Origin of the sequence: Polaribacter haliotis (assembly GCF_014784055.1) — a bacterium.
Classification (GTDB): domain Bacteria; phylum Bacteroidota; class Bacteroidia; order Flavobacteriales; family Flavobacteriaceae; genus Polaribacter; species Polaribacter haliotis.
In genome coordinates, this window is record NZ_CP061813.1 from 2,705,530 (window position 1) to 2,725,220 (window position 19,691).

Here is a 19,691-nt window from a genome sequence, read left to right on the forward strand (position 1 = left end):
CTACTTTAAAGGTTTCTTTGTAAAGTTCGCATCAATTATAAATTCTTTATTATTTTCAATTAATAAACCTTGGGTTTTACTTGAAAATTTTTCTTTACCATGAATTACGTCGGTTTTAATTACTTTACCATTAAAATCTGTTGTTACATTTTTAACATGTGTGTGCCCAATAACAATCTTTTTTGCTTTATAATAATCTAAAACATTATTAAGTTCTAATGAAGTTATTTTCTCATAATTTCTTGTCTTAAAAAAAAGACCTCTATACCAAAAAGGTCCTTTGGAACCAAAGAGAAATTTAGTACTGCTGTTGCTGGTTTTTTTCTTATTTCGAAACTCTAAACGTGCAATATTATTTATCTTTCTTAAACTTAACTTAAAGTTTAATATATTAGGGTTTAAGCCTGCATGCACAAAAACAAAATCACCAATTTTTTCGATTATATTTTTTGTTCTTAACCATTTTCCTAGTTCAGAATTTGTAGAATACAGATATTTTAAAGCTTCTTTCTTCTTTTTAATTTGACTTATTTCTTGGGCGACTTTTAGGTATTTTTTGTGGTTATATCTGTAATCGCCATTAAAATTCATTATTTCATGGTTACCTAAGATAAAATGTACAATCCCATTTTGTTTTTTTGCTTGTTGCTCCAATTTGTAAATCAACCATAAAACTTGAGTTACATTTTTACCTCTATCAAAAAAATCTCCAACTAAAACTAAATGACCATCACCATAAATCCAATTATGGTTTTTATCAATTAATTTATTGGCAAATAAAAAACCTGAAAAGGCATTATAATTTCCTTCAATATCAGATATTACTACCATTTTTTTTGGTAAACTGTAGTTGGTTTTTGGAATACTATATTTATTTTTTAGTGAAATAGAAAATTTATCTTTTTCCTTATTATCAACACGAACAATTATGGAATCTTTATTAAATTTAGGGATTATAATTAGTCTATTTTTTGAATCTACTTGAAATAAAGTATCATTAATTATATAAGGCCCATCATTGCCTGAATATTTTGGTATACTTTTCTTTTTCTTCTTAATTTTAGCTTTATAAATACTATCTTTTTTTTGTAATTTCTGGGTGCTTTCTTTTTGCGCAAAACAGTTACTTTTAGAAATAAACAAAAAGAATATTACTAAGCAATGGAGAAATAGATAGTTTTTTTTTAAGAATTTAATGCCCATTAATTTTTTCAAGATTCAAAAATGATTTTTTTTGTGATTTTCAATTTTATAAAAATACATAGCTATTCACTTTAATTAAGTTTTTTGATGTTAAAATTTATGAAAATAAATAATTACTTAGAAAACAACATTAATTCTCTGCTAATTCTAATGAATCAATTTTTAAGATAATTAAAGCCTTATTTCAGGATTGGCCAAACAAAGAAGCCACTTTATTTTGGTATGTAAATAACGAATTTGTTATTGCAACAAAAGAGGTTCATAATATGGCAATAGATTCTACATTAGGAACTTATATAATTTCTGTTACCGATAATTTTGGGAATGAAATTCAGCATGAAATAACAGTAAAAGAGTAAAAGGTTTAAAGTTAATAAGTTACATTTCAACGAAATAAGAATGCCATTTATCGAAAAATAAGAGTTTTAATTTCTAATCTCTAATACTTTTGATGAACCAACTTTAAAACTACAAACAATGTTTTTACAAATTTTACCACCAGATCCAGTTTCTACAACAGAAAACTTTTTAGATACTCAATTGATATTGGTAGTTGCAGGACTTGCAATTAGCGTTTTCGTGATTTTAAAACTTTCTAAATTTTTAAGTAAACTTAAAATCAATAAAACAGCAGAAAAGCCTAGCTATACATCTTAAAGTATTAGATATTTCTTAACAGAAAATCATTATATTTTCTTCATCTTTGTAATCCACAAAATTTAAAACTTTGTGTTTTACGATTTTATAAATCATTAAATCTTTATTTTTATAAATAATTTTTAATGATTTTTAGTTTTATAAATATGAAGATTTATCCAATAGAAACAGGAAATTTTAAATTAGATGGTGGTGCCATGTTTGGCGTTGTTCCAAAAACAATTTGGCAAAAAACAAATCCTGCAGATTCCAATAATTTAATAGATATGAGTATGCGTTGCATGCTTATTGAAGATGGAAATCGATTAATTTTAATTGATACTGGTTTAGGTTCTAAACAATCAGATAAGTTTTACGGTTATTACTACTTATTTGGCGATTTTTCCTTGGATGATTCACTCAAAAAACTAGGTTTTCATAAAGACGATATTACCGATGTTTTTTTAACACATTTACACTTCGATCATTGTGGAGGAGTAATTGAAAGAAATAAAGAGGGTTTGTTAGTTCCTGCTTTTAAAAATGCAAAAGTTTGGTCTAACGACAATCATTGGAAATGGGCAACAGAACCAAATCCAAGAGAAAAAGCATCGTTTTTAAAGGAAAATATAAATCCAATAAAAGAGAGTGGTCAATTAAATTTTATTCATAGAAATGCAAAAGATCAAATAGGTTTCGATGTTTTGTTTATGGATGGTCATACAGAAAAACAAATGCTACCAAAACTGACTTATAAAGACAAAACTATTGTTTTTATGGCAGATTTATTACCAACAACTGGGCACATTCCTTTGCCATATGTAATGGGTTATGATACAAGACCTTTGCTAACCATTAAAGAAAAAGAAGTTTTTTTAAATGAAGCGGCAGATAATAATTACTTCCTTTTCTTAGAACACGATGCAAACAACGAAATTTGTACAGTACAGCATACAGAAAAAGGAGTTCGATTAAAAAACACACATAAATTTACAGACATATTTTAATAATAGAAAAGAGAGATGAGAGTATTAAAACCAATTATTTTTACAGCTGCAGCTGGTATTTTTTTAGCAAGTTGTAAAACTTCAGTATCCACAATTCCAGTTCCTAGTGGAACAGATAATGTAATAAATATTCCTGCAAAAAAGGGAGCATTATCAGAAAACGAGAGACAAACTTGGAGTCATTTAGATTTGTTAACAGATTCTATTCCAGGAATGAGTATCGATAAAGCGTACCAATTTATTCAGAATAAAAAAGGAGTTACAGTAATTGTGGCTATTGCAGATTCTGGAGTAGATGTAGAACACGAAGATTTAAAAAATGTTGCTTGGACAAATCCAAACGAAATTAAAGGAAACAATAAAGATGATGATAATAATGGTTTCGCAGACGATATACATGGTTGGAATTTCCTAGGAAGTAAAGATGGTAGAATCGTAAATGCAGATCAGTTAGAGTTAACAAGAATTGTAAAGAATGGAATGGAGAAATTCGGAGACAAAAAAGCCTCTGAAATAGCAGATGCAGACAAAGCCGAATTCGAACAATATTTAAAATTAAAAGAAAAGTACACGAAATCTGTTGAAGCTCACAAACAAGAGTTGGAAGGATTAAAGAAAACTGCAGAAAGATTAAACCAACTAGAGCAAAATTTTAACGATGTTAAGAAGTTTGTTGGTAAAGAAGATATTACTGCAGAAGACTTAAAGAGTACAAAACCTAATGACCCGAAATTGGCTGCCCAAATTGCAGATGTTGCAAACATTCTAGGAAGAGGAATGACAGAAGCTGGGCTTTTAGATTATAAAAAGCAATTAATGGATTATAAATCTGGTAAAGAAAGATCTAAAAGTTACGAGTTAGATTTTAATGCTCGTCAATCTTTAGGAGACGACTTAAATGATATTACAGATACAGATTATGGAAATAATAATGTAATTGGTTCTAAAGAATTAGAAAGTCATGGAACCCATGTTGCAGGAATTGTAGCGGCTTCTAGAAATAACAGTAGAGGAGTAAATGGAGTTGCTAATAATGTACAAATATTAACAGTTCGTGTAGTTCCAGATGGAGATGAGCATGATAAAGATGTAGCTTTAGGAATTAGATACGCAGTAGATAATGGAGCAAAAGTAATTAACACGAGTTTTGGAAAAGCGTATTCACCACACAAACAATGGGTTTATAATGCTATTAAATATGCAGGAGAAAAAGATGTATTAATAGTTAATGCTGCTGGTAATGATGGAAATAATATAGACGAAGTAAGAACGTACCCAAACGATTCTGAAGATTTAATAAACGAAATTTCGGACAATGTTTTAACGATTGGAGCTATGAGTTTAAATTATAACGAAAACTTACCAGCTTCTTTTTCTAATTACGGAAAAAAGAATGTAGATGTTTTTGCTCCAGGAGTAGATATTTATGCAACAATGCCCGCAAATAAATATGCTTTTAACAGTGGAACTTCTATGGCAGCACCATCTGCAGCAGGAGTTGCAGCTTTGGTTCGTTCTTATTATCCACAATTATCTGCAAGCCAAGTAAAACACATTTTAATGAATTCTGGAATTGCAATTAATTTTGATGTTGTAAAACCAGGTTCTCAATCAAGAGAAAAACCAGATGGAGAGAAAGTTCCTTTTTCAGATCTATCTGTTTCTGGTAGAGTTGTAAATGCTTATAACGCTTTAAAAATGGCGGATAGAATTGTAAACGGAAAAAAATAAATTTAAAACAGCGATAATTACTTCGCTGTTTTTTATTTTTATATCAAACTAAATAATTATTAATATGAAAAAATTACTCTTTTTAGGGAGCTTTTTAGTATTGTTAGCTTCTTGTGCGAACTCTAAGGAAGTGCACAATAAAGAACATAAAAACAGTGCAAAGTTCACCACATATTGGCAACAGCATATAGATTACAAGATGGATATTGATATGGATGTAAAAAACCATCAATATAAAGGAAAGCAAAAAGCGGTGTACACAAATAATTCTCCAGACGAATTAGATAAAGTGTATTATCACTTATATTTTAATGCATTTCAGCCAGGTTCTCAAATGGACGTAAGATCTTTAAATATAAAAGATCCAGATAGAAGAGTTAGAGATAGAATAAGCAAATTACAACCTAATGAAATAGGTTATATTAAAGTAAATTCTTTAAAACAAAATGGAGCTGCAATTTCCTATAAAACTGTGGGTACAATTTTAGAAGTAACACTAAACAACCCAATAAAATCCGGAGAAAGTGTTACTTTCGATATGGATTTCGATGCGCAAGTTCCAGTACAAATTCGTAGAACAGGAAGAGATAATAAAGAAGGTGTTGCCTTATCTATGTCTCAATGGTATCCAAAAATGGCAGAATACGATTTCGAAGGTTGGCATACACCACCATATATTGCTCGAGAATTTCATGGAGTTTGGGGAAATTTTGATGTAAAATTAACGATTGACAGAAATTATGTAGTTGGTGGAACAGGATATTTACAAAATCCACAAGAAATAGGACATGGTTATGAAGATAAATCGAAACCTTTAAATATTCCAAATGCAAATGAATTAACTTGGCATTTTAAAGCACCAAATGTGCACGATTTTACATGGGCAGCAGATCCAGATTATAATCACGATGTTTTAAAAATGCCTGTTGGTATCGATTTACACTTCTTGTATAAGAAAACATTAGATGCTAAATATTTAAAAAACTGGAAAGATTTACAAGAACCAACAGCCGAATTAATGGCGTATTTTAGTAAACACGTTGGTAAATATCCATACAAACAATACTCTGTAATACAAGGTGGAGATGGAGGCATGGAATATGCTATGTCTACGTTAATCACAGGACAAAGAAGTTTTGGGAGTCTTTTTGGAGTAACAGCTCACGAAATGGCACACACTTGGTTTCAGTTTTTGTTAGCAACTAACGAAAGTAAGCATCCTTGGATGGACGAAGGTTTTACTTCTTATATTTCTAACAAAGCTTCTTATGAAATTTTAAAAAGAGGAGATAAAAATCCAAATGCAGGCCCATATAGAGGATATAATTATTTAGTAAAAAATAATATAGAAGAACCTTTAACAACACATGCAGATAGGTATAATACAAATGCCGCATATAGTACAGGAAGTTATGGCAAAGGAAGTATGTTTTTGTCTCAATTAGAATATGTAATTGGCGAAGAAAATGTTGCGAAAGGACTTAAAAAATATTTTAACGATTTTAGTTTTAAACACCCAACACCAAATGATGTAAAACGTTCTATGGAAAAAGTTTCTGGAATTCATTTAGATTGGTATTTAAACGAATGGACACAAACAATACACACTATCGACTATGGAATTAAATCTGTAATTGGAAAAACAATAACTTTAGAAAGAATTGGACAAATGCCAATGCCAGTAGATTTAGAAGTAATTTATACAGATGGTTCTACACAAAGTTTTAATATTCCATTAAGAATGATGAGAGGCCACAAACCAACAACAGCTACTATTTTAGAAGATTGGGGTTGGGCAATGCCAACTTATTCTTTTACAACTGCAAAAACAGTAAAATCTGTTGAAATTGATAAAAGTAAATTAATGGCAGATGTTAATTTAGAGAATAACGTTTACAAATAGAGAAAGAATTTTTCTAAAATATAAAGACCTCACAGATTTTAAAAAATTTGTGAGGTCTTTTTTATTAATTATTTAGGTGAAAAATCTTTCTATTGGTTTTCAGTACAAGAATAAAGTCGTGTTTCTTGTTTCTAAAAGCGAAGCAATCTTGGCTCTACTAATATTAAGTTCAATGCTTTTCTAATGTAAAAACTCATCAATTCTTTCGTTTGGAATAAAACCTTTTAACATTAATAAAAAGCCAAAAACAATTAGAAGAATTCCCATAACTTTTTTTACTTTATAAACAACTAAAGGAGTCATTTTGCTTTTTAGTTGTTTTGCTAAAAGAATTTTACCAATATCTGTTGCAAAATAACCCAATAAAATAACACCAAAATAAGAGAAAATAGCACTCTGATTCATGTCTAAAGTTGGGCCAATAACCAATACAGTTCCTAGCCAAAAAGCCAAAACACCAATATTAATAAAATTTAAGAAATAACCTTTTATAAATAATTTTAAATAGTTGTTTTTTATAGGAACATCTACCAATTTCGAAGTTTCAAGAGCTTCTTTTTTATTGGATTTATCTAAGTAAGTAATTAAGCCATAAATAATTAAAACCAAGCCACCAATAAAAAACAAACGAGGATCGTCTTTTATTTTTTCTAACAAAGACCTACTTCCATAATAAGCAATTAAGATAAAAGAAACATCTCCTAAAAGAACGCCAATATCAAAAGCAATTGCTGCTCTTGCTCCTTTTAAAATACTGGTTTGAATCAGCATAAAAAAAACAGGTCCAATCATAAATGCCATGAAAAAACCTATTAAAAAAGCATTCTTAAAGTCGTAAATATCCATAGTTTACAAAAATACGGAATTTTATAGACCATTAAAATCTATTTCGTTTTTTGATTTAATATTTAGGGCAGAATTTAGTTTTAAAAATTAGTTGTAACCAAGTTTTTATTCAAACAATTGTTATTTTCGAGTAACCAAAATAATTACACAATTACAAAGTTAAACCATTTTAAACATCATCAAAGTCAATAGTAATTTTCGCAGTTGTTGGGTGTGCTTGGCAAGCCAAAATTAAACCGTCTGCAATTTCGCCATCCGTTAAAATAGAATTCTTAACCATTACAGCTTTCCCTTCAGTAACTTTACACATACAAGAACTACAAACTCCACCTTGGCAAGAATAAGGTGCATCTAAATCGTTGCGCAAACTTGCGGCCAAGATATCGTCTGTTTGTTGCATTATAAAAGTAGTTTCTTCATCATCTAAAAGTACAGTAATTTCAGTAGTTCCTTCTTTTACTTCAGATAAAGCTTCCTCATCAACAGAAGTTGTAAACAACTCAAAATGAATATTTTCTTTCGGGATATTGTTGTTTTCTAAAGTTTTAGAAACCTCATTAATCATTTCTTCTGGCCCACATAAAAAAGCGGCATCAAAAGAAAGTTCTCTATACATATTCTTAACGAAATAATTGGTTACACTTTCATCAATTCTTCCTCTCAATTGATTTTTTACTTCCTCTCTACTGAAGATATAATGCAATTTAAATCTATCTGAATATGTTTCTTTTAATGAATTTAATTCATCATAAAAAATAGTATCTGCAGCAGTTTTATTTCCATAAACTAAGGTAAATTTAGAAGTTGATTCCGTTTCTAAAACCGTTTTTACCATTGACAAAATTGGTGTAATTCCAGAACCAGCAGCAAAAGCAATGTAATTTTTATTTACATCTGCATTTAATAAAAAACGTCCTTCAGGTTCAGAAATTTCAATTACATCACCAGCTTTTAAACCAGAGGTTGCAAATACAGAAAAAGTTCCATTTTCAACAGCTTTTATGGCAACTCTAATTTCGCCACTTTTGGGAGTCGAACAAATAGAATATGCTCTTCGAATTTCTTCTCCATTAATTTCTTTTTGTAGTGTAATATATTGCCCAGCAGTAAAATTAAAAGCTTCTTTTAAATTTTCGGGAATCTTAAATAAAACAGAAACCGCATTTGCGGTTTCGTGTTTAATTTCTTGTATGTTTACTTTGTGAAATGTTGCCATTTTATGATTTTAAAAAAGTATGGTGTCATTTCGACCTTGTGGAGAAATCTAAAAACCATCTATATTAAGATTTTTCGACTTCATTTCATTTCGCTCAAAATGACAAGTAAAACTCAAAATATTTTAAACTAAATTATTTTCTACTAAATATTCAGCTATTTGAACTGTGTTTGTAGCAGCACCTTTTCTTAAGTTATCTGCAACAATCCACAAATTTAAGGTATTTTCTTGAGATTCGTCTCTTCTAATTCTACCAACAAAAACTTCATCTTTATTATGTGCATTAATTGGCATAGGATACACGTTGTTCGCTAAATCGTCTTGCACAATAACACCTTCTGTTTCAGATAAAATTTTACGAACTTCATCTAAATCGAAATCATTATGAAACTGAACATTTACAGCTTCAGAATGTCCTCCAGCAGTAGGAATTCTAACAGCAGTTGCAGTAACAGAAAAAGAATCGTCACGTAAAATTTTCTTTGGTTCTTTTACCAATTTCATTTCCTCTTTTGTGTATCCGTTTTCTAAAAAAACGTCACAATGAGGCAATGCATTTCTACCAATTTTATGAGGATATGCCATTTCTCCATCAATTCCAGCTTCTTCATTATCTAATTGCTGCACTGCTTTTACACCAGTACCAGAAACAGATTGATATGTAGAAATAACCACACGTTTCATTTTATACTTTAAATGCAAAGGAGATAAAGCTGCCACTAACTGAATTGTAGAACAATTAGGATTCGCAATAATTTTATCATCCGCAGTTAAAACGTCACCATTAATTTCAGGAACCACCAACTTTTTAGTTGGGTCCATTCTCCAAGCAGAAGAATTGTCGATAACAGTTGTACCAACTTCTGCAAATTTAGGTGCCCATTCTAAAGAAGTGTCTCCTCCAGCAGAAAATAATGCTAAATCTGGCTTCATTTTTAATGCATCTTCTAAAGTAACAACGGTATAATCGTTTCCTTTGTACGCTAATTTTTTTCCAGCAGATCTTGCAGAAGCTACAGGAATTAATTCCGTAATTGGTAAATTACGTTCTTCTAAAACTTTCAACATTACTGTGCCCACCATTCCAGTTGCACCAACAACAGCTATTTTCATTGCCTAAAATTTAATTTATTTTTCGTGCTGCAAATATCCTAAAAAAAAGGATGAACTAAATTACATAAAACGTTATAAATCAATTAAAGTTTAAAAATATAGCAACTATTTTCCTGATGTTTAATTTTCAACAAATTGATATAAAATTATTTTTTGAAGCCATTTCCAGCTTTCACTACTCGCTTTTTTTGCAGAAAAAGCAAAAAAGAGCTCAAACAAACCGTTCAATCTGGGCTAAACCAGTTTGCTAACATTTTTGCGAGGAACATAGTAATCTCTTTTTTAATATATAAATTGCTTGATCATTCTTCCTTGAATTGATATAATTTCATCTAAAATCAGTAGATTTGCACCAATAAAATCAATCATTAACTAAAAAAGTATAGCATGCAACTGTACAATAAGTTAAGCGCTACAGAACGCGCTGCATTAATTGATGAAGCTGGTAAAGACCGCCTCACAATCTCTTTTTATCAATATTACAAGATAGAAAATCCACAATTATTTAGAGACAAATTATTTTTAGAATGGAACGCTTTAGACGTTTTAGGTAGAATTTATGTTTCTTACGAAGGTATAAATGCACAATTATCTGTTCCATCAGAAAATTTATACGCCTTAAAAGACCAATTAGACAGCATTTCTTTTCTAAAAGATATCCGTTTAAATATTGCTGTTGAGCAAGACAACAAGTCGTTTTTAAAACTAAAAGTAAAAGTTAGAAACAAAATTGTCGCAGATGGTTTAAACGACGAAACGTTTGATGTTACCAACAAAGGAGTACATTTAAATGCAAAGGAGTTTAACGAAATGTTGGCAAATCCTGATACAGTTTGTGTAGATATGCGAAACCATTATGAGAGTGAAATTGGGCATTTTTCTGGCGCCATAACCCCAGATGTAGATACGTTTAGAGATTCTTTAGATATTATCGAAGAAGATTTAAAAGACAATAAAGAAGACAAAAATTTATTGATGTATTGTACTGGCGGAATTCGTTGCGAAAAAGCATCAGCATACTACAAACACAAAGGTTTTAAAAACGTTTTTCAATTAGAAGGCGGAATTATAGAATACACACGTCAAGTAAAAGACGAAGGAATAGAAAATAAATTCATAGGTAAAAACTTTGTTTTCGATCATAGAAGAGCAGAAAAAATTACAGACGATGTAGTTTCTAATTGTCACCAATGTGGAAAACCTTGTAACGAACATACAAACTGCGCAAACGAGGCTTGTCACTTATTATTTATACAGTGTGACGAATGTTCAGAAGCCATGGAAAACACTTGTTCTACAGATTGTCAAGAAATAATTCAATTGTCTTTTGAAGAGCAAAAAGAACTTCGAAAAGGAAAAGGAAATAGCAATAAAATTTTCAAAAAAGGTAGAAGCGAAGTTTTAAAGTTTAAGAAGTAATTCAACAATAAATACAAATTAAAAGGCCTCAATTTTTGAGGTCTTTTTTTTGTCTTAAATAAACAATACGAATTCTAATTCAATTAGCGCAAATTCTAAAAAGCATAATAATTAATTAAATTTCCAAACTACTTTTGCTATATAATTAAGCAACAAAAGACAATTTTAATAACTTTTATTTAGCTGTTTTATCATTCTTCGAGAATGCGTATATTTACAGATTAGTGAAGATGAGATAGTGTATTTATATCCATCTGATAATCAAAATTATGAACAGTAAAAAGCTTCGAGCTTTTCTAAAAATATAAAATTACATGGCATGTGGAAGTTGTGGTACAACAGAAAATGGCGTACCAAAAGGATGTAAGAGTAATGGTAATTGTGGTAGTGGAACCTGTGGAAGTGGTAGTAATAAATTAGCCGTTTTCGACTGGTTGTCTAATATGACGTTGCCAAGTGGACAAGAAAGATTTAATATTTTCGAAGTACGTTTTAAAAACGGAAGGAAACATTTTTATAAAAATCCAGATAATTTAACCATAACAATGGGCGATATTGTTGCTGTGGAAGGATCTCCAGGACACGATATTGGTACAGTTTCTTTAGCAGGAGAATTGGTAAAAGTGCAAATGAAAAAGCGCAAAATTACTGAAGATCACGAAGATGTTAAGAAAATCTACAGGAAAGCGAGTCAAAGAGATATCGATATTTGGCAACAATCTAGAGCTAAAGAAGAAGAAACACAAAGAAGAGGAAGAGAAATTTTAGGACGTTTAGGTTTGCAAATGAAACTCTCGGATGTAGAATATCAAGGAGATGGAAACAAAGCTACTTTCTATTATACAGCAGATACTCGTGTAGATTTTAGACAGTTAATTAGAGATTTTGCAAGTGCATTTTCTATTCGTGTAGAAATGAAACAAGTAGGTGCAAGACAAGAAGCAGCCAGATTAGGTGGTGTTGGTTCTTGTGGAAGAGAGTTGTGTTGTTCGACTTGGCTAACAGATTTTAGAAAAGTATCTACGTCTGCTGCTCGTTATCAACAATTGTCTTTAAATCCGCTGAAATTAGCAGGACAATGTGGAAAATTAAAGTGCTGTTTAAATTTTGAATTAGACACGTATTTAGATGCTTTAAAAACGTTTCCAAAACAAGATTTAGTTTTAAAAACAGAAAAAGGAGAAGCTGTTTTTGTAAAGATGGATATTTTTAAACAACATCTTTGGTACACCTACAAAGAAGAGCGTTTCAAATGGTTTCGTTTGACTTTAGATCAAGTTTTAGAAATTATCGACTTGAATAAAAATAACGAGAAATCTGCAACGTTAGAAGAATATGAATCGGATGTTGAGGTTCCTGTAAAAGTAGATTTCGAAGACGCAGTTGGGCAAGATAGTTTAACACGTTTCGATGTTCCAAAAACGAGCAAGCGTAGAAGAAACAACAGAAATAAAAATAAGAAAAAACCTGTTGGAGCAGTTGCAAATAAAAAGCAGCCGAATCCTAATCAGAATAGGAAACCTGCTGCAAAACAACAGCAAAAACCGAAACCAAGACCAAACCCGAATGCAAAACAAAATCAGCCAAAAGCTGAAAACGGAAAGCCAAAACCTAAACCTAGACCAAGGCCAAATCCGAATGCAAAATCAGATGAAAGTCAACCAAAAGGTGAAGTAAAAAAGACAAACAAACCAAGAAGAAATAATAGAAATCGTAAAAATAATAATCCGAACAATGCTGGGGATTCCGAAAAGAAATAAAGTCCTTTTTCTAGTTATAATATCGATTTTTCTAATTTCTTGTGATGGAAAAACAGAATTTAATCAATATAAATCAATAGAAAATGGTTCTTGGAAAGCAAATGAAAAGGTGTTTTTTACCTTTGATGTAAAAGATACAATTCAAGAGAAAAATTTGTTTATCAACATAAGAAATAACAACGATTTTGAGTTTAGTAATTTGTATGTAATCACAGAATTAATGTTTCCAAATGGAACAGAAGTTGTAGATACTTTGCAATATGAAATGGCAGATGTTTCAGGACATTTTTTAGGAAACGGATTTACAGAAATAAAAGACAACAAATTATTTTATAAAGAAAATAAAATATTTCCCATTTCCGGAGAATATCAATTTAATATTCGACAGGCAATGAGAAAAAATGGCGAAGTAAATCCAATACCTTTTTTAGAAGGAATTACAGATGTTGGGTTTAGTATTGAAAGAATAAACGAATAAAATGGCAAAAGTAAAAACAACAAATTTTAAAAAATACATAAAATGGTTCTGGGGAATCGTTTTAGGAGGCTTTGGATTCTTAATATTATTATTTTTATTTGCTTCTTGGGGTTGGTTAGGAGCTTTACCAACTTTCGAAGATTTAGAAAATCCAGAAACAAACTTAGCAACAGAAGTTATTTCTATAGATGGAAAAACAATTGGTAAATATGCTACAGAAAATAGAACTCCAATACATTATAACGAATTACCTCAAAATTTGGTAAATTCTCTGGTAGCAACAGAAGACGAGCGTTTTTACGAGCATTCTGGAATAGATTTTAGAGGAACTGCAAGAGCAGTTTTAAAACCAGGAAGTGGTGGTGCAAGTACAATTACACAACAGTTGGCGAGAATGCTATTTACTGGAGAGAAGTCAAGAAATAAAATAGTAAGAGTTTTTCAAAAAGTAAAAGAATGGGTAGTTGCTACAAAATTAGAAAGACAATACACTAAGAAAGAAATTATTGCAATGTACTTAAATAAGTACGACTTTTTAAATCAGGCAGTTGGTATTCGTTCAGCTGCAAGAATTTACTTTGGAAAAGAACCAAAAGAATTAAAATTGGAAGAGTCTGCTATGTTAGTAGGGATGTTAAAAAATTCTTCTTATTTTAATCCTTTAAGAAGAGAAGCGAAAGTAAAACAACGTAGAAACGTAGTTTTAAAACAAACCAATAGAAGTGGTTTTATTACAGAAATCGAAAAAGATTCATTACAACAATTACCATTAGACATTAATTATACTCCAGAAAGTCATAATGAAGGTTATGCCACTTATTTTAGAGGACATTTACAAAAAGTAATGCGAAAATGGGTGCAAAGTCATCCAAAACCAAGTGGCGAAGAATACGATATTTTTAAAGATGGTTTAAAAATTTATGTAACCATAGATTCTAGAATGCAACAATATGCAGAAGAAGCTGTACAAGAACACATGGCAAATTTGCAAAACTATTTTTTTAAAGAGCAAGAAAAAAATAAAACTGCGCCTTTTTACGATATCGAAAAAAGTGATATCAATGCAATTTTAGAAAGAGGAAAGAAAAATTCCGACAGATATAAACGCTTAAAGATTGCAGGAAAACCTTCGAAATATATAAATGAAGTATTCAAAAAGAAAACTAAAATGAGGGTGTTTTCTTACAAAGGAGATATAGATACAATTATGTCGCCAATAGATTCAATTAGATATTACAAATATTTTTTAAGATCTGGTTTGTTGTCCATAGAACCTCAAACAGGTCATATAAAAGCGTGGGTTGGTGGTGTAAATTACAAACATTTTAAATTCGATGCTGTAGAACAACAAAAACGACAAGTAGGATCTACTTTTAAACCATTTGTATACGCAACTGCAATTAATCAATTAAAGTTATCTCCTTGCGATCAATTTCCGAATGTACCATACATGATTCCTAAAGGTAAATATGGAATTCCAGAAGATTGGCAACCAAAAAATTCAACAGAACAATATGGAGGAATGTTAACTTTAAAAGATGGTTTGGCAGGATCTGTAAATACAATGTCTGCTAGATTAATTGACATGGTTACTCCAGAAAATGTGGTGCGTTTGGCTAAAGCAGCAGGAATCGAAAGCGATGTTCCAGCAAATCCTTCAATTGCTTTAGGAGCTGTAGATTTATCGTTATTAGAAATGGTAAGTGCATATTCTACATTTGCAAATAGAGGTTTGCGAGTTAGCCCAATGATAATTACAAGAATCGAAGATAAAAATGGAACCGTTTTAGAAGAATTTACGCCAGAAACGAAAGAGGTTTTAAGTGAAGAATCTGCTTATGTAGTTTTAAATTTATTAGAAGGAGTTACACAATCTGGTTCTGGAGTTCGTTTGCGTTTGCCTTGGAAAAAACCAGGGTATGTTACAGGACATCCTTATAAATTTTCCAATGCAATTGCTGGGAAAACAGGAACCACTCAAAATCAATCAGATGGTTGGTTTATGGGAATTGTACCGAATTTAGCAACTGGAGTTTGGACGGGTGGAGAAGATAGATCAACGCATTTTGCAGGCATTGCAAAAGGACAAGGAGCAACCATGTCTTTGCCTTCTTGGGCTTTATTTATGCAAAAATGTTATGCAGATAAAACCTTAAAAATAAGCAAGGAAGATTTCGAAAAGCCAGATAATTTATCTATCAATATAAATTGTAAGGATGCTAAAAAAGAAGGAGATAAAGAAGAAGTACCTGAAGAAGATACAGATTTTTAATTCTGATTTTATGTAGAGTTTTAAATCGTGAGTTTGTTTAAAGATAAAACACAAATTATATGATTAACAAAAAAGTAGAGAACGTTCAAGAAGCATTAAAAGGTGTTAAAAGTGGAATGACTTTTATGTTAGGAGGTTTTGGATTGTGTGGAATTCCAGAGAACACAATTGCGGAATTGGTAAAACTAAATGTTAGAGACGTAACTTGTATTTCTAACAATGCAGGAGTAGACGATTTTGGTTTAGGTTTATTATTACAAGGAAAGCAAATTAAAAAAATGATTTCTTCTTACGTTGGCGAAAACGATGAATTTGAAAGACAAATGTTGTCTGGAGAATTAGAGGTAGAATTAACGCCACAAGGAACTTTAGCAGAAAAATGTAGAGCAGCACAAGCTGGTTTTCCTGCATTTTATACACCTGCAGGTTTTGGAACTGAAGTTGCAGAAGGAAAAGAAACACGAGAATTCGATGGAAAAATGTACGTTTTAGAACCAGCTTTTAAAGCCGATTTTGCATTTGTAAAAGCATGGAAAGGAGATGCAGCTGGGAATTTGGTTTTTAAAGGAACTTCAAGAAATTTCAATCCGAATATGTGTGGAGCTGCAACAATTACAGTTGCAGAAGTAGAAGAAATGGTAGAGGTTGGCGAGTTAGATCCAAACAACGTGCATATTCCAGGAATATTTGTACAACGTATTTTTCAAGGAAAAGATTATGAAAAAAGAATTGAACAGAGAACTGTAAGACAAAAAAATTAAGTCTGTCATTCCTGCGAAAGCAGGAATCCATTGTATATATTTAATACCTTATTATAGATTGCTGTTTTCGCAGTAATTATTAAATTAAAATTATGTTAGACAAAAACGGAATAGCAAAAAGAATTGCACAAGAAGTTCAGGATGGTTTTTACGTAAACTTAGGAATTGGAATTCCTACGTTGGTTGCTAACTATGTTCGAGATGATATTGAGGTTGAATTTCAAAGTGAAAATGGAGTTTTAGGAATGGGACCTTTTCCTTTCGAAGGCGAAGAAGACGCAGATATTATAAATGCTGGGAAACAAACCATTACAACAATGCCAGGAGCAAGTTTTTTCGATTCTTCTATGAGTTTTGCTATGATTCGTGGTAAACACGTAGATCTTACAATTTTAGGAGCGATGGAAGTTGCCGAAAATGGAGATATTGCCAACTGGAAAATCCCCGGAAAAATGGTGAAAGGAATGGGTGGAGCTATGGATTTAGTGGCTTCTGCAGAAAATATTATTGTGGCAATGATGCACACAAACAAACGTGGAGAATCTAAAATTTTGAAGAAATGCTCACTTCCATTAACAGGTGTTGGCTGCGTAACAAAAGTGGTTACTAATTTAGCTGTTTTAGAAGTTAAAAATAATGAGTTTCACTTATTAGAAAGAGCCCCAGGAGTTTCTGTGGAAGTAATTCAAAACGCTACAGAAGGAACTTTGGTTGTAAATGGAGAAATACCAGAAATGAATATTTAAAATGAATTTATTCAAAAAAATATATTGGTTAATCTATCCAATTTTAATTGTTTTATTTATGATGATTTTCGATCAAATTTATAAAACAGATAATTTCGTGTTAAAAGGAGGAATTAGTGCTGTTTTGGCATTTATTATTTCACCAAGAAAAAGAATAATTCAGACGCAAACTGGAAAAATAAAACAGATTACTTGGATTTTTTTAAAGAAACCAGTAATTATAGAATAATTTAGAGAATGAGTTTTCTTCCCTTTAGGAAGAAATAAAGATGGGCTTAATGAAAATAATATCATACAACGTAAACGGAATTAGAGCAGCAATAAAAAAGGGATTTTTAGATTGGTTAGAAGCTGCAAATCCAGATGTAATATGCATTCAGGAAACGAAAGCTCAAGAAGATCAATTAGATCTAGAAGCTTTTAAAAAAGCGGGTTATCCATATAATTATTTTTATTCTGCACAAAAGAAAGGATATTCTGGAGTGGCTATTTTTAGTAAGAAAAAACCAAATAATATAGTTTTTGGAACAGGAATTGAAACGATGGATTTCGAAGGTAGAAACCTTAGAATAGATTTCGACGAAGTTTCGATAATGAGTCTCTATTTACCTTCTGGAACAAATCTACAGAGATTGGATTTTAAGCTAAATTTTATGGCAGAATTTCAAGAATACATTAACGATCTTCGACAAGAAATTCCGAATTTGGTTATTTGTGGCGATTATAATATTTGCCACGAAGAAATAGACATTCACAACCCAAAAATGAAAGGAGTTTCTGGTTTTTTACCAGTAGAAAGAGAATGGATTGGAAATTTTATAGACTCTGGTTTAATAGATAGTTTTAGGCATTTAAATAAAGATTTGCAACAATATTCTTGGTGGAGTTACAGAGCAAATTCTAGAGCAAATAATAAAGGTTGGCGATTGGATTATGCAATGGTTACAGAACCGTTAAAAGACAAAATTTCGAGAGCGTATATTTTATCTGAAGCAAAACATTCCGATCATTGCCCAATTGTTGTTGAGTTAGATTTAAATTAAAAAATGTTTCCTCGAATGAAATCGAGAGGTTATATTTAGGTCTCAACTGCGCTCTACCAGACATTACTAATTTTATGAAAAAAATAATTATATTTTTATTGTTTTCTGCAACTATTTTAGCACAAGAAAACGACTCAATTCCACAAAAAATAACACAGGCAGATTTATTTTCAGATTACGATATCGTTTTGATTGATAGTTTGTTAATGAATTCTAAATACAAGTCTCCTTTATACGAAACTGCAACTTATATTCTTAAAGATGCAGTAGATAAAGATGTTTCTTCTGTTGAATTATCTACAGAAATTTTAAAAGAAAGACTTCAAAAAATAGATGCAAAAACCCCATTTCATTTAGCTTACAATCCTGCATTAGAAAAAGTAATTAAATCGTATTTAAAATATCGAAAAAGATATTATCCAGCATTAATGGCAAAAGCGGAATATTATTTTCCAATGTTCGAAAAGCATTTAGACCAATATGATATTCCATTAGAAATGAAGTATCTGGCAATTGTAGAATCTACTTTAGATCCAACAGCTAAATCGAGAGTTGGTGCTACTGGTTTGTGGCAATTTATGTACGCAACAGGAATTCAATATAAATTAAAGGTAAGTTCTTATGTAGATGAGCGCCAAGACCCATTAAAATCTACGATTGCTGCTTGTAAATATTTATCTGATTTATTTAATATTTTTGGAGATTGGGATTTGGCTTTAGCAGCTTACAATTCAGGCCCTGGAAACGTTTCAAAAGCGATAAAACGTTCTGGAGGTTACAGGAACTATTGGAATATTCGTCCTTTTTTACCAAGAGAAACTGCAGGTTATGTTCCTGCTTTTTATGCGACAATGTATTTGTTTGAATATCAAAAAGAACACGAGTTAATTGCAGATGCACCTCAAATTCGTCATTTCGAAACAGATACCATTCATGTAAAAAAAACAATCACTTTCGATCAAATTTCGGAAACAACTGGAATCAGTTCAGAATTAATTCAATTATTAAATCCGTCTTATAAATTAGATGTAATTCCTTATGTAGTAGGAAAAAATTATTCGCTTACGTTACCTAGAAAAAATACGTTTCAGTTTTTAGACAAAGAGCAAGAAATTTATGCTTTGGCAGAAAATGATGCTTCTAAAAGAGAAAAACCGCTTCCAAAATATTTCGAGATGGATAAAAGAATCCGTTACAAAGTAAGAAGTGGAGATTTTTTAGGAAAAATAGCAAATAAATTTGGGGTTCGAGTAAGCGATTTAAAAAGATGGAATCGTTTAAAAACAAGTCGTTTAAAAATTGGGCAAAGATTAAGTGTTTACCCTAAAAAGATAGCAATAGCAAAGAGTTTTTCGAAAAAATCTTCTCAAAAGGTAGCTTCAAAAAACACAAAAAAAGGAGATTTTGAAACTTATACAGTTAAAAAAGGAGATTCTTTATGGATAATTTCAAGAAAATATAAAAATGTTTCTATTGACCAAATTAAAAAGTGGAACAATATTTGGAGTGTTAAAAGTTTAAAACCTGGAACAAAACTTAAAATTTATAAAAGCTAAA

17 protein-coding genes are annotated in these 19,691 nt (G+C 30.9%); 13 read left to right on the forward strand and 4 right to left on the reverse strand.

Annotated features, from left to right (window positions below; genetic code table 11):
* Positions 1-1,143 carry a metallophosphoesterase gene (locus H9I45_RS11700; protein WP_228454889.1) on the reverse strand — a complete coding sequence of 381 codons (1,143 nt, stop codon included), beginning with the start codon at positions 1,141-1,143 and terminating at the stop codon, positions 1-3.
* 537 nt (positions 1,144-1,680) lie between these two features.
* Between H9I45_RS11700 and H9I45_RS11705 the strand changes: the two genes are divergently transcribed.
* The 4 genes from H9I45_RS11705 (at position 1,681) to H9I45_RS11720 (ending at position 6,480) form a co-directional block, all read left to right on the forward strand.
* Complete coding sequence (locus H9I45_RS11705; RefSeq protein ID WP_088352711.1) at positions 1,681-1,860, forward strand: hypothetical protein; 180 nt, start codon at positions 1,681-1,683, stop codon at positions 1,858-1,860.
* A 146-nt stretch (positions 1,861-2,006) separates the two neighbouring features.
* Positions 2,007-2,846, forward strand: a complete 840-nt coding sequence (locus tag H9I45_RS11710) for an MBL fold metallo-hydrolase (RefSeq protein ID WP_088352712.1) — start codon at positions 2,007-2,009, stop codon at positions 2,844-2,846.
* 15 nt (positions 2,847-2,861) lie between these two features.
* The gene (locus H9I45_RS11715; protein ID WP_088352713.1) at positions 2,862-4,577 is read left to right on the forward strand and encodes a S8 family serine peptidase; all 1,716 of its coding nucleotides are present in this window, start codon (positions 2,862-2,864) and stop codon (positions 4,575-4,577) included.
* A gap of 64 nt (positions 4,578-4,641) precedes the next feature.
* Positions 4,642-6,480 (forward strand): M1 family metallopeptidase, encoded by a 1,839-nt coding sequence (locus H9I45_RS11720; RefSeq protein ID WP_088352714.1) that lies wholly within the window; start codon positions 4,642-4,644, stop codon positions 6,478-6,480.
* 180 nt (positions 6,481-6,660) lie between these two features.
* Here H9I45_RS11720 and H9I45_RS11725 read toward each other — a convergent pair whose 3' ends face one another.
* The 3 genes from H9I45_RS11725 to H9I45_RS11735 form a co-directional block, all read right to left on the reverse strand.
* Positions 6,661-7,326: a LysE family translocator gene (locus tag H9I45_RS11725; RefSeq protein ID WP_088352715.1), complete on the reverse strand. Its 666-nt coding sequence runs from the start codon at positions 7,324-7,326 to the stop codon at positions 6,661-6,663.
* Between the two features lie 169 nt (positions 7,327-7,495).
* Complete coding sequence (locus H9I45_RS11730; RefSeq protein WP_088352716.1) at positions 7,496-8,542, reverse strand: ferredoxin--NADP reductase; 1,047 nt, start codon at positions 8,540-8,542, stop codon at positions 7,496-7,498.
* Between the two features lie 123 nt (positions 8,543-8,665).
* Entirely contained in the window at positions 8,666-9,655 is a 990-nt protein-coding gene (locus H9I45_RS11735) for an aspartate-semialdehyde dehydrogenase (protein WP_088352717.1), read from the reverse strand.
* Between the two features lie 387 nt (positions 9,656-10,042).
* Here H9I45_RS11735 and trhO point away from each other — a divergent pair, with 387 nt between their 5' ends.
* The 9 genes from trhO to H9I45_RS11780 all read left to right on the forward strand — a co-directional run bounded on the left by trhO (position 10,043) and on the right by H9I45_RS11780 (position 19,690).
* Complete coding sequence (gene trhO, locus H9I45_RS11740; protein ID WP_088352718.1) at positions 10,043-11,074, forward strand: oxygen-dependent tRNA uridine(34) hydroxylase TrhO; 1,032 nt, start codon at positions 10,043-10,045, stop codon at positions 11,072-11,074.
* Between the two features lie 314 nt (positions 11,075-11,388).
* Positions 11,389-12,834, forward strand: a complete 1,446-nt coding sequence (locus H9I45_RS11745; RefSeq protein WP_088352719.1) for a PSP1 domain-containing protein — start codon at positions 11,389-11,391, stop codon at positions 12,832-12,834.
* Positions 12,809-13,312, forward strand: coding sequence for a gliding motility lipoprotein GldH (locus H9I45_RS11750; RefSeq protein WP_088352720.1), 504 nt, complete (start codon positions 12,809-12,811; stop codon positions 13,310-13,312). The genes H9I45_RS11745 and H9I45_RS11750 overlap by 26 nt, the downstream gene beginning before the upstream one ends.
* Position 13,313: 1 nt before the next feature.
* Complete coding sequence (locus H9I45_RS11755; protein ID WP_088352721.1) at positions 13,314-15,584, forward strand: penicillin-binding protein 1A; 2,271 nt, start codon at positions 13,314-13,316, stop codon at positions 15,582-15,584.
* A 59-nt stretch (positions 15,585-15,643) separates the two neighbouring features.
* A complete protein-coding gene (locus tag H9I45_RS11760; RefSeq protein WP_088352722.1) occupies positions 15,644-16,345 on the forward strand; it encodes a CoA transferase subunit A in 702 nt (233 codons plus the stop codon).
* Between the two features lie 92 nt (positions 16,346-16,437).
* Positions 16,438-17,091 (forward strand): 3-oxoacid CoA-transferase subunit B, encoded by a 654-nt coding sequence (locus H9I45_RS11765; protein WP_088352723.1) that lies wholly within the window; start codon positions 16,438-16,440, stop codon positions 17,089-17,091.
* A 1-nt stretch (position 17,092) separates the two neighbouring features.
* Positions 17,093-17,320 carry a hypothetical protein gene (locus H9I45_RS11770; protein ID WP_088352724.1) on the forward strand — a complete coding sequence of 76 codons (228 nt, stop codon included), beginning with the start codon at positions 17,093-17,095 and terminating at the stop codon, positions 17,318-17,320.
* Between the two features lie 49 nt (positions 17,321-17,369).
* Positions 17,370-18,134: an exodeoxyribonuclease III gene (locus H9I45_RS11775; RefSeq protein WP_088352838.1), complete on the forward strand. Its 765-nt coding sequence runs from the start codon at positions 17,370-17,372 to the stop codon at positions 18,132-18,134.
* Between the two features lie 74 nt (positions 18,135-18,208).
* Positions 18,209-19,690 (forward strand): LysM peptidoglycan-binding domain-containing protein, encoded by a 1,482-nt coding sequence (locus tag H9I45_RS11780; protein ID WP_088352725.1) that lies wholly within the window; start codon positions 18,209-18,211, stop codon positions 19,688-19,690.
* Position 19,691: the final 1 nt, after the last annotated feature.

What these genes read in the sequence shown, in the direction of transcription:
- H9I45_RS11705 (WP_088352711.1), top strand. Translation starts at nt 1,681, where the DNA reads ATGTTTTTACAAATTTTACCACCAGATCCAGTTTCTACAACAGAAAAC.
- H9I45_RS11710 (WP_088352712.1), top strand. Translation starts at nt 2,007, where the DNA reads ATGAAGATTTATCCAATAGAAACAGGAAATTTTAAATTAGATGGTGGT.
- H9I45_RS11715 (WP_088352713.1), top strand. Translation starts at nt 2,862, where the DNA reads ATGAGAGTATTAAAACCAATTATTTTTACAGCTGCAGCTGGTATTTTT.
- H9I45_RS11720 (WP_088352714.1), top strand. Translation starts at nt 4,642, where the DNA reads ATGAAAAAATTACTCTTTTTAGGGAGCTTTTTAGTATTGTTAGCTTCT.
- H9I45_RS11725 (WP_088352715.1), bottom strand. Translation starts at nt 7,326, where the DNA reads ATGGATATTTACGACTTTAAGAATGCTTTTTTAATAGGTTTTTTCATG.
- H9I45_RS11730 (WP_088352716.1), bottom strand. Translation starts at nt 8,542, where the DNA reads ATGGCAACATTTCACAAAGTAAACATACAAGAAATTAAACACGAAACC.
- H9I45_RS11735 (WP_088352717.1), bottom strand. Translation starts at nt 9,655, where the DNA reads ATGAAAATAGCTGTTGTTGGTGCAACTGGAATGGTGGGCACAGTAATG.
- trhO (WP_088352718.1), top strand. Translation starts at nt 10,043, where the DNA reads ATGCAACTGTACAATAAGTTAAGCGCTACAGAACGCGCTGCATTAATT.
- H9I45_RS11745 (WP_088352719.1), top strand. Translation starts at nt 11,389, where the DNA reads ATGGCATGTGGAAGTTGTGGTACAACAGAAAATGGCGTACCAAAAGGA.
- H9I45_RS11750 (WP_088352720.1), top strand. Translation starts at nt 12,809, where the DNA reads ATGCTGGGGATTCCGAAAAGAAATAAAGTCCTTTTTCTAGTTATAATA.
- H9I45_RS11755 (WP_088352721.1), top strand. Translation starts at nt 13,314, where the DNA reads ATGGCAAAAGTAAAAACAACAAATTTTAAAAAATACATAAAATGGTTC.
- H9I45_RS11760 (WP_088352722.1), top strand. Translation starts at nt 15,644, where the DNA reads ATGATTAACAAAAAAGTAGAGAACGTTCAAGAAGCATTAAAAGGTGTT.
- H9I45_RS11765 (WP_088352723.1), top strand. Translation starts at nt 16,438, where the DNA reads ATGTTAGACAAAAACGGAATAGCAAAAAGAATTGCACAAGAAGTTCAG.
- H9I45_RS11770 (WP_088352724.1), top strand. Translation starts at nt 17,093, where the DNA reads ATGAATTTATTCAAAAAAATATATTGGTTAATCTATCCAATTTTAATT.
- H9I45_RS11775 (WP_088352838.1), top strand. Translation starts at nt 17,370, where the DNA reads ATGAAAATAATATCATACAACGTAAACGGAATTAGAGCAGCAATAAAA.
- H9I45_RS11780 (WP_088352725.1), top strand. Translation starts at nt 18,209, where the DNA reads ATGAAAAAAATAATTATATTTTTATTGTTTTCTGCAACTATTTTAGCA.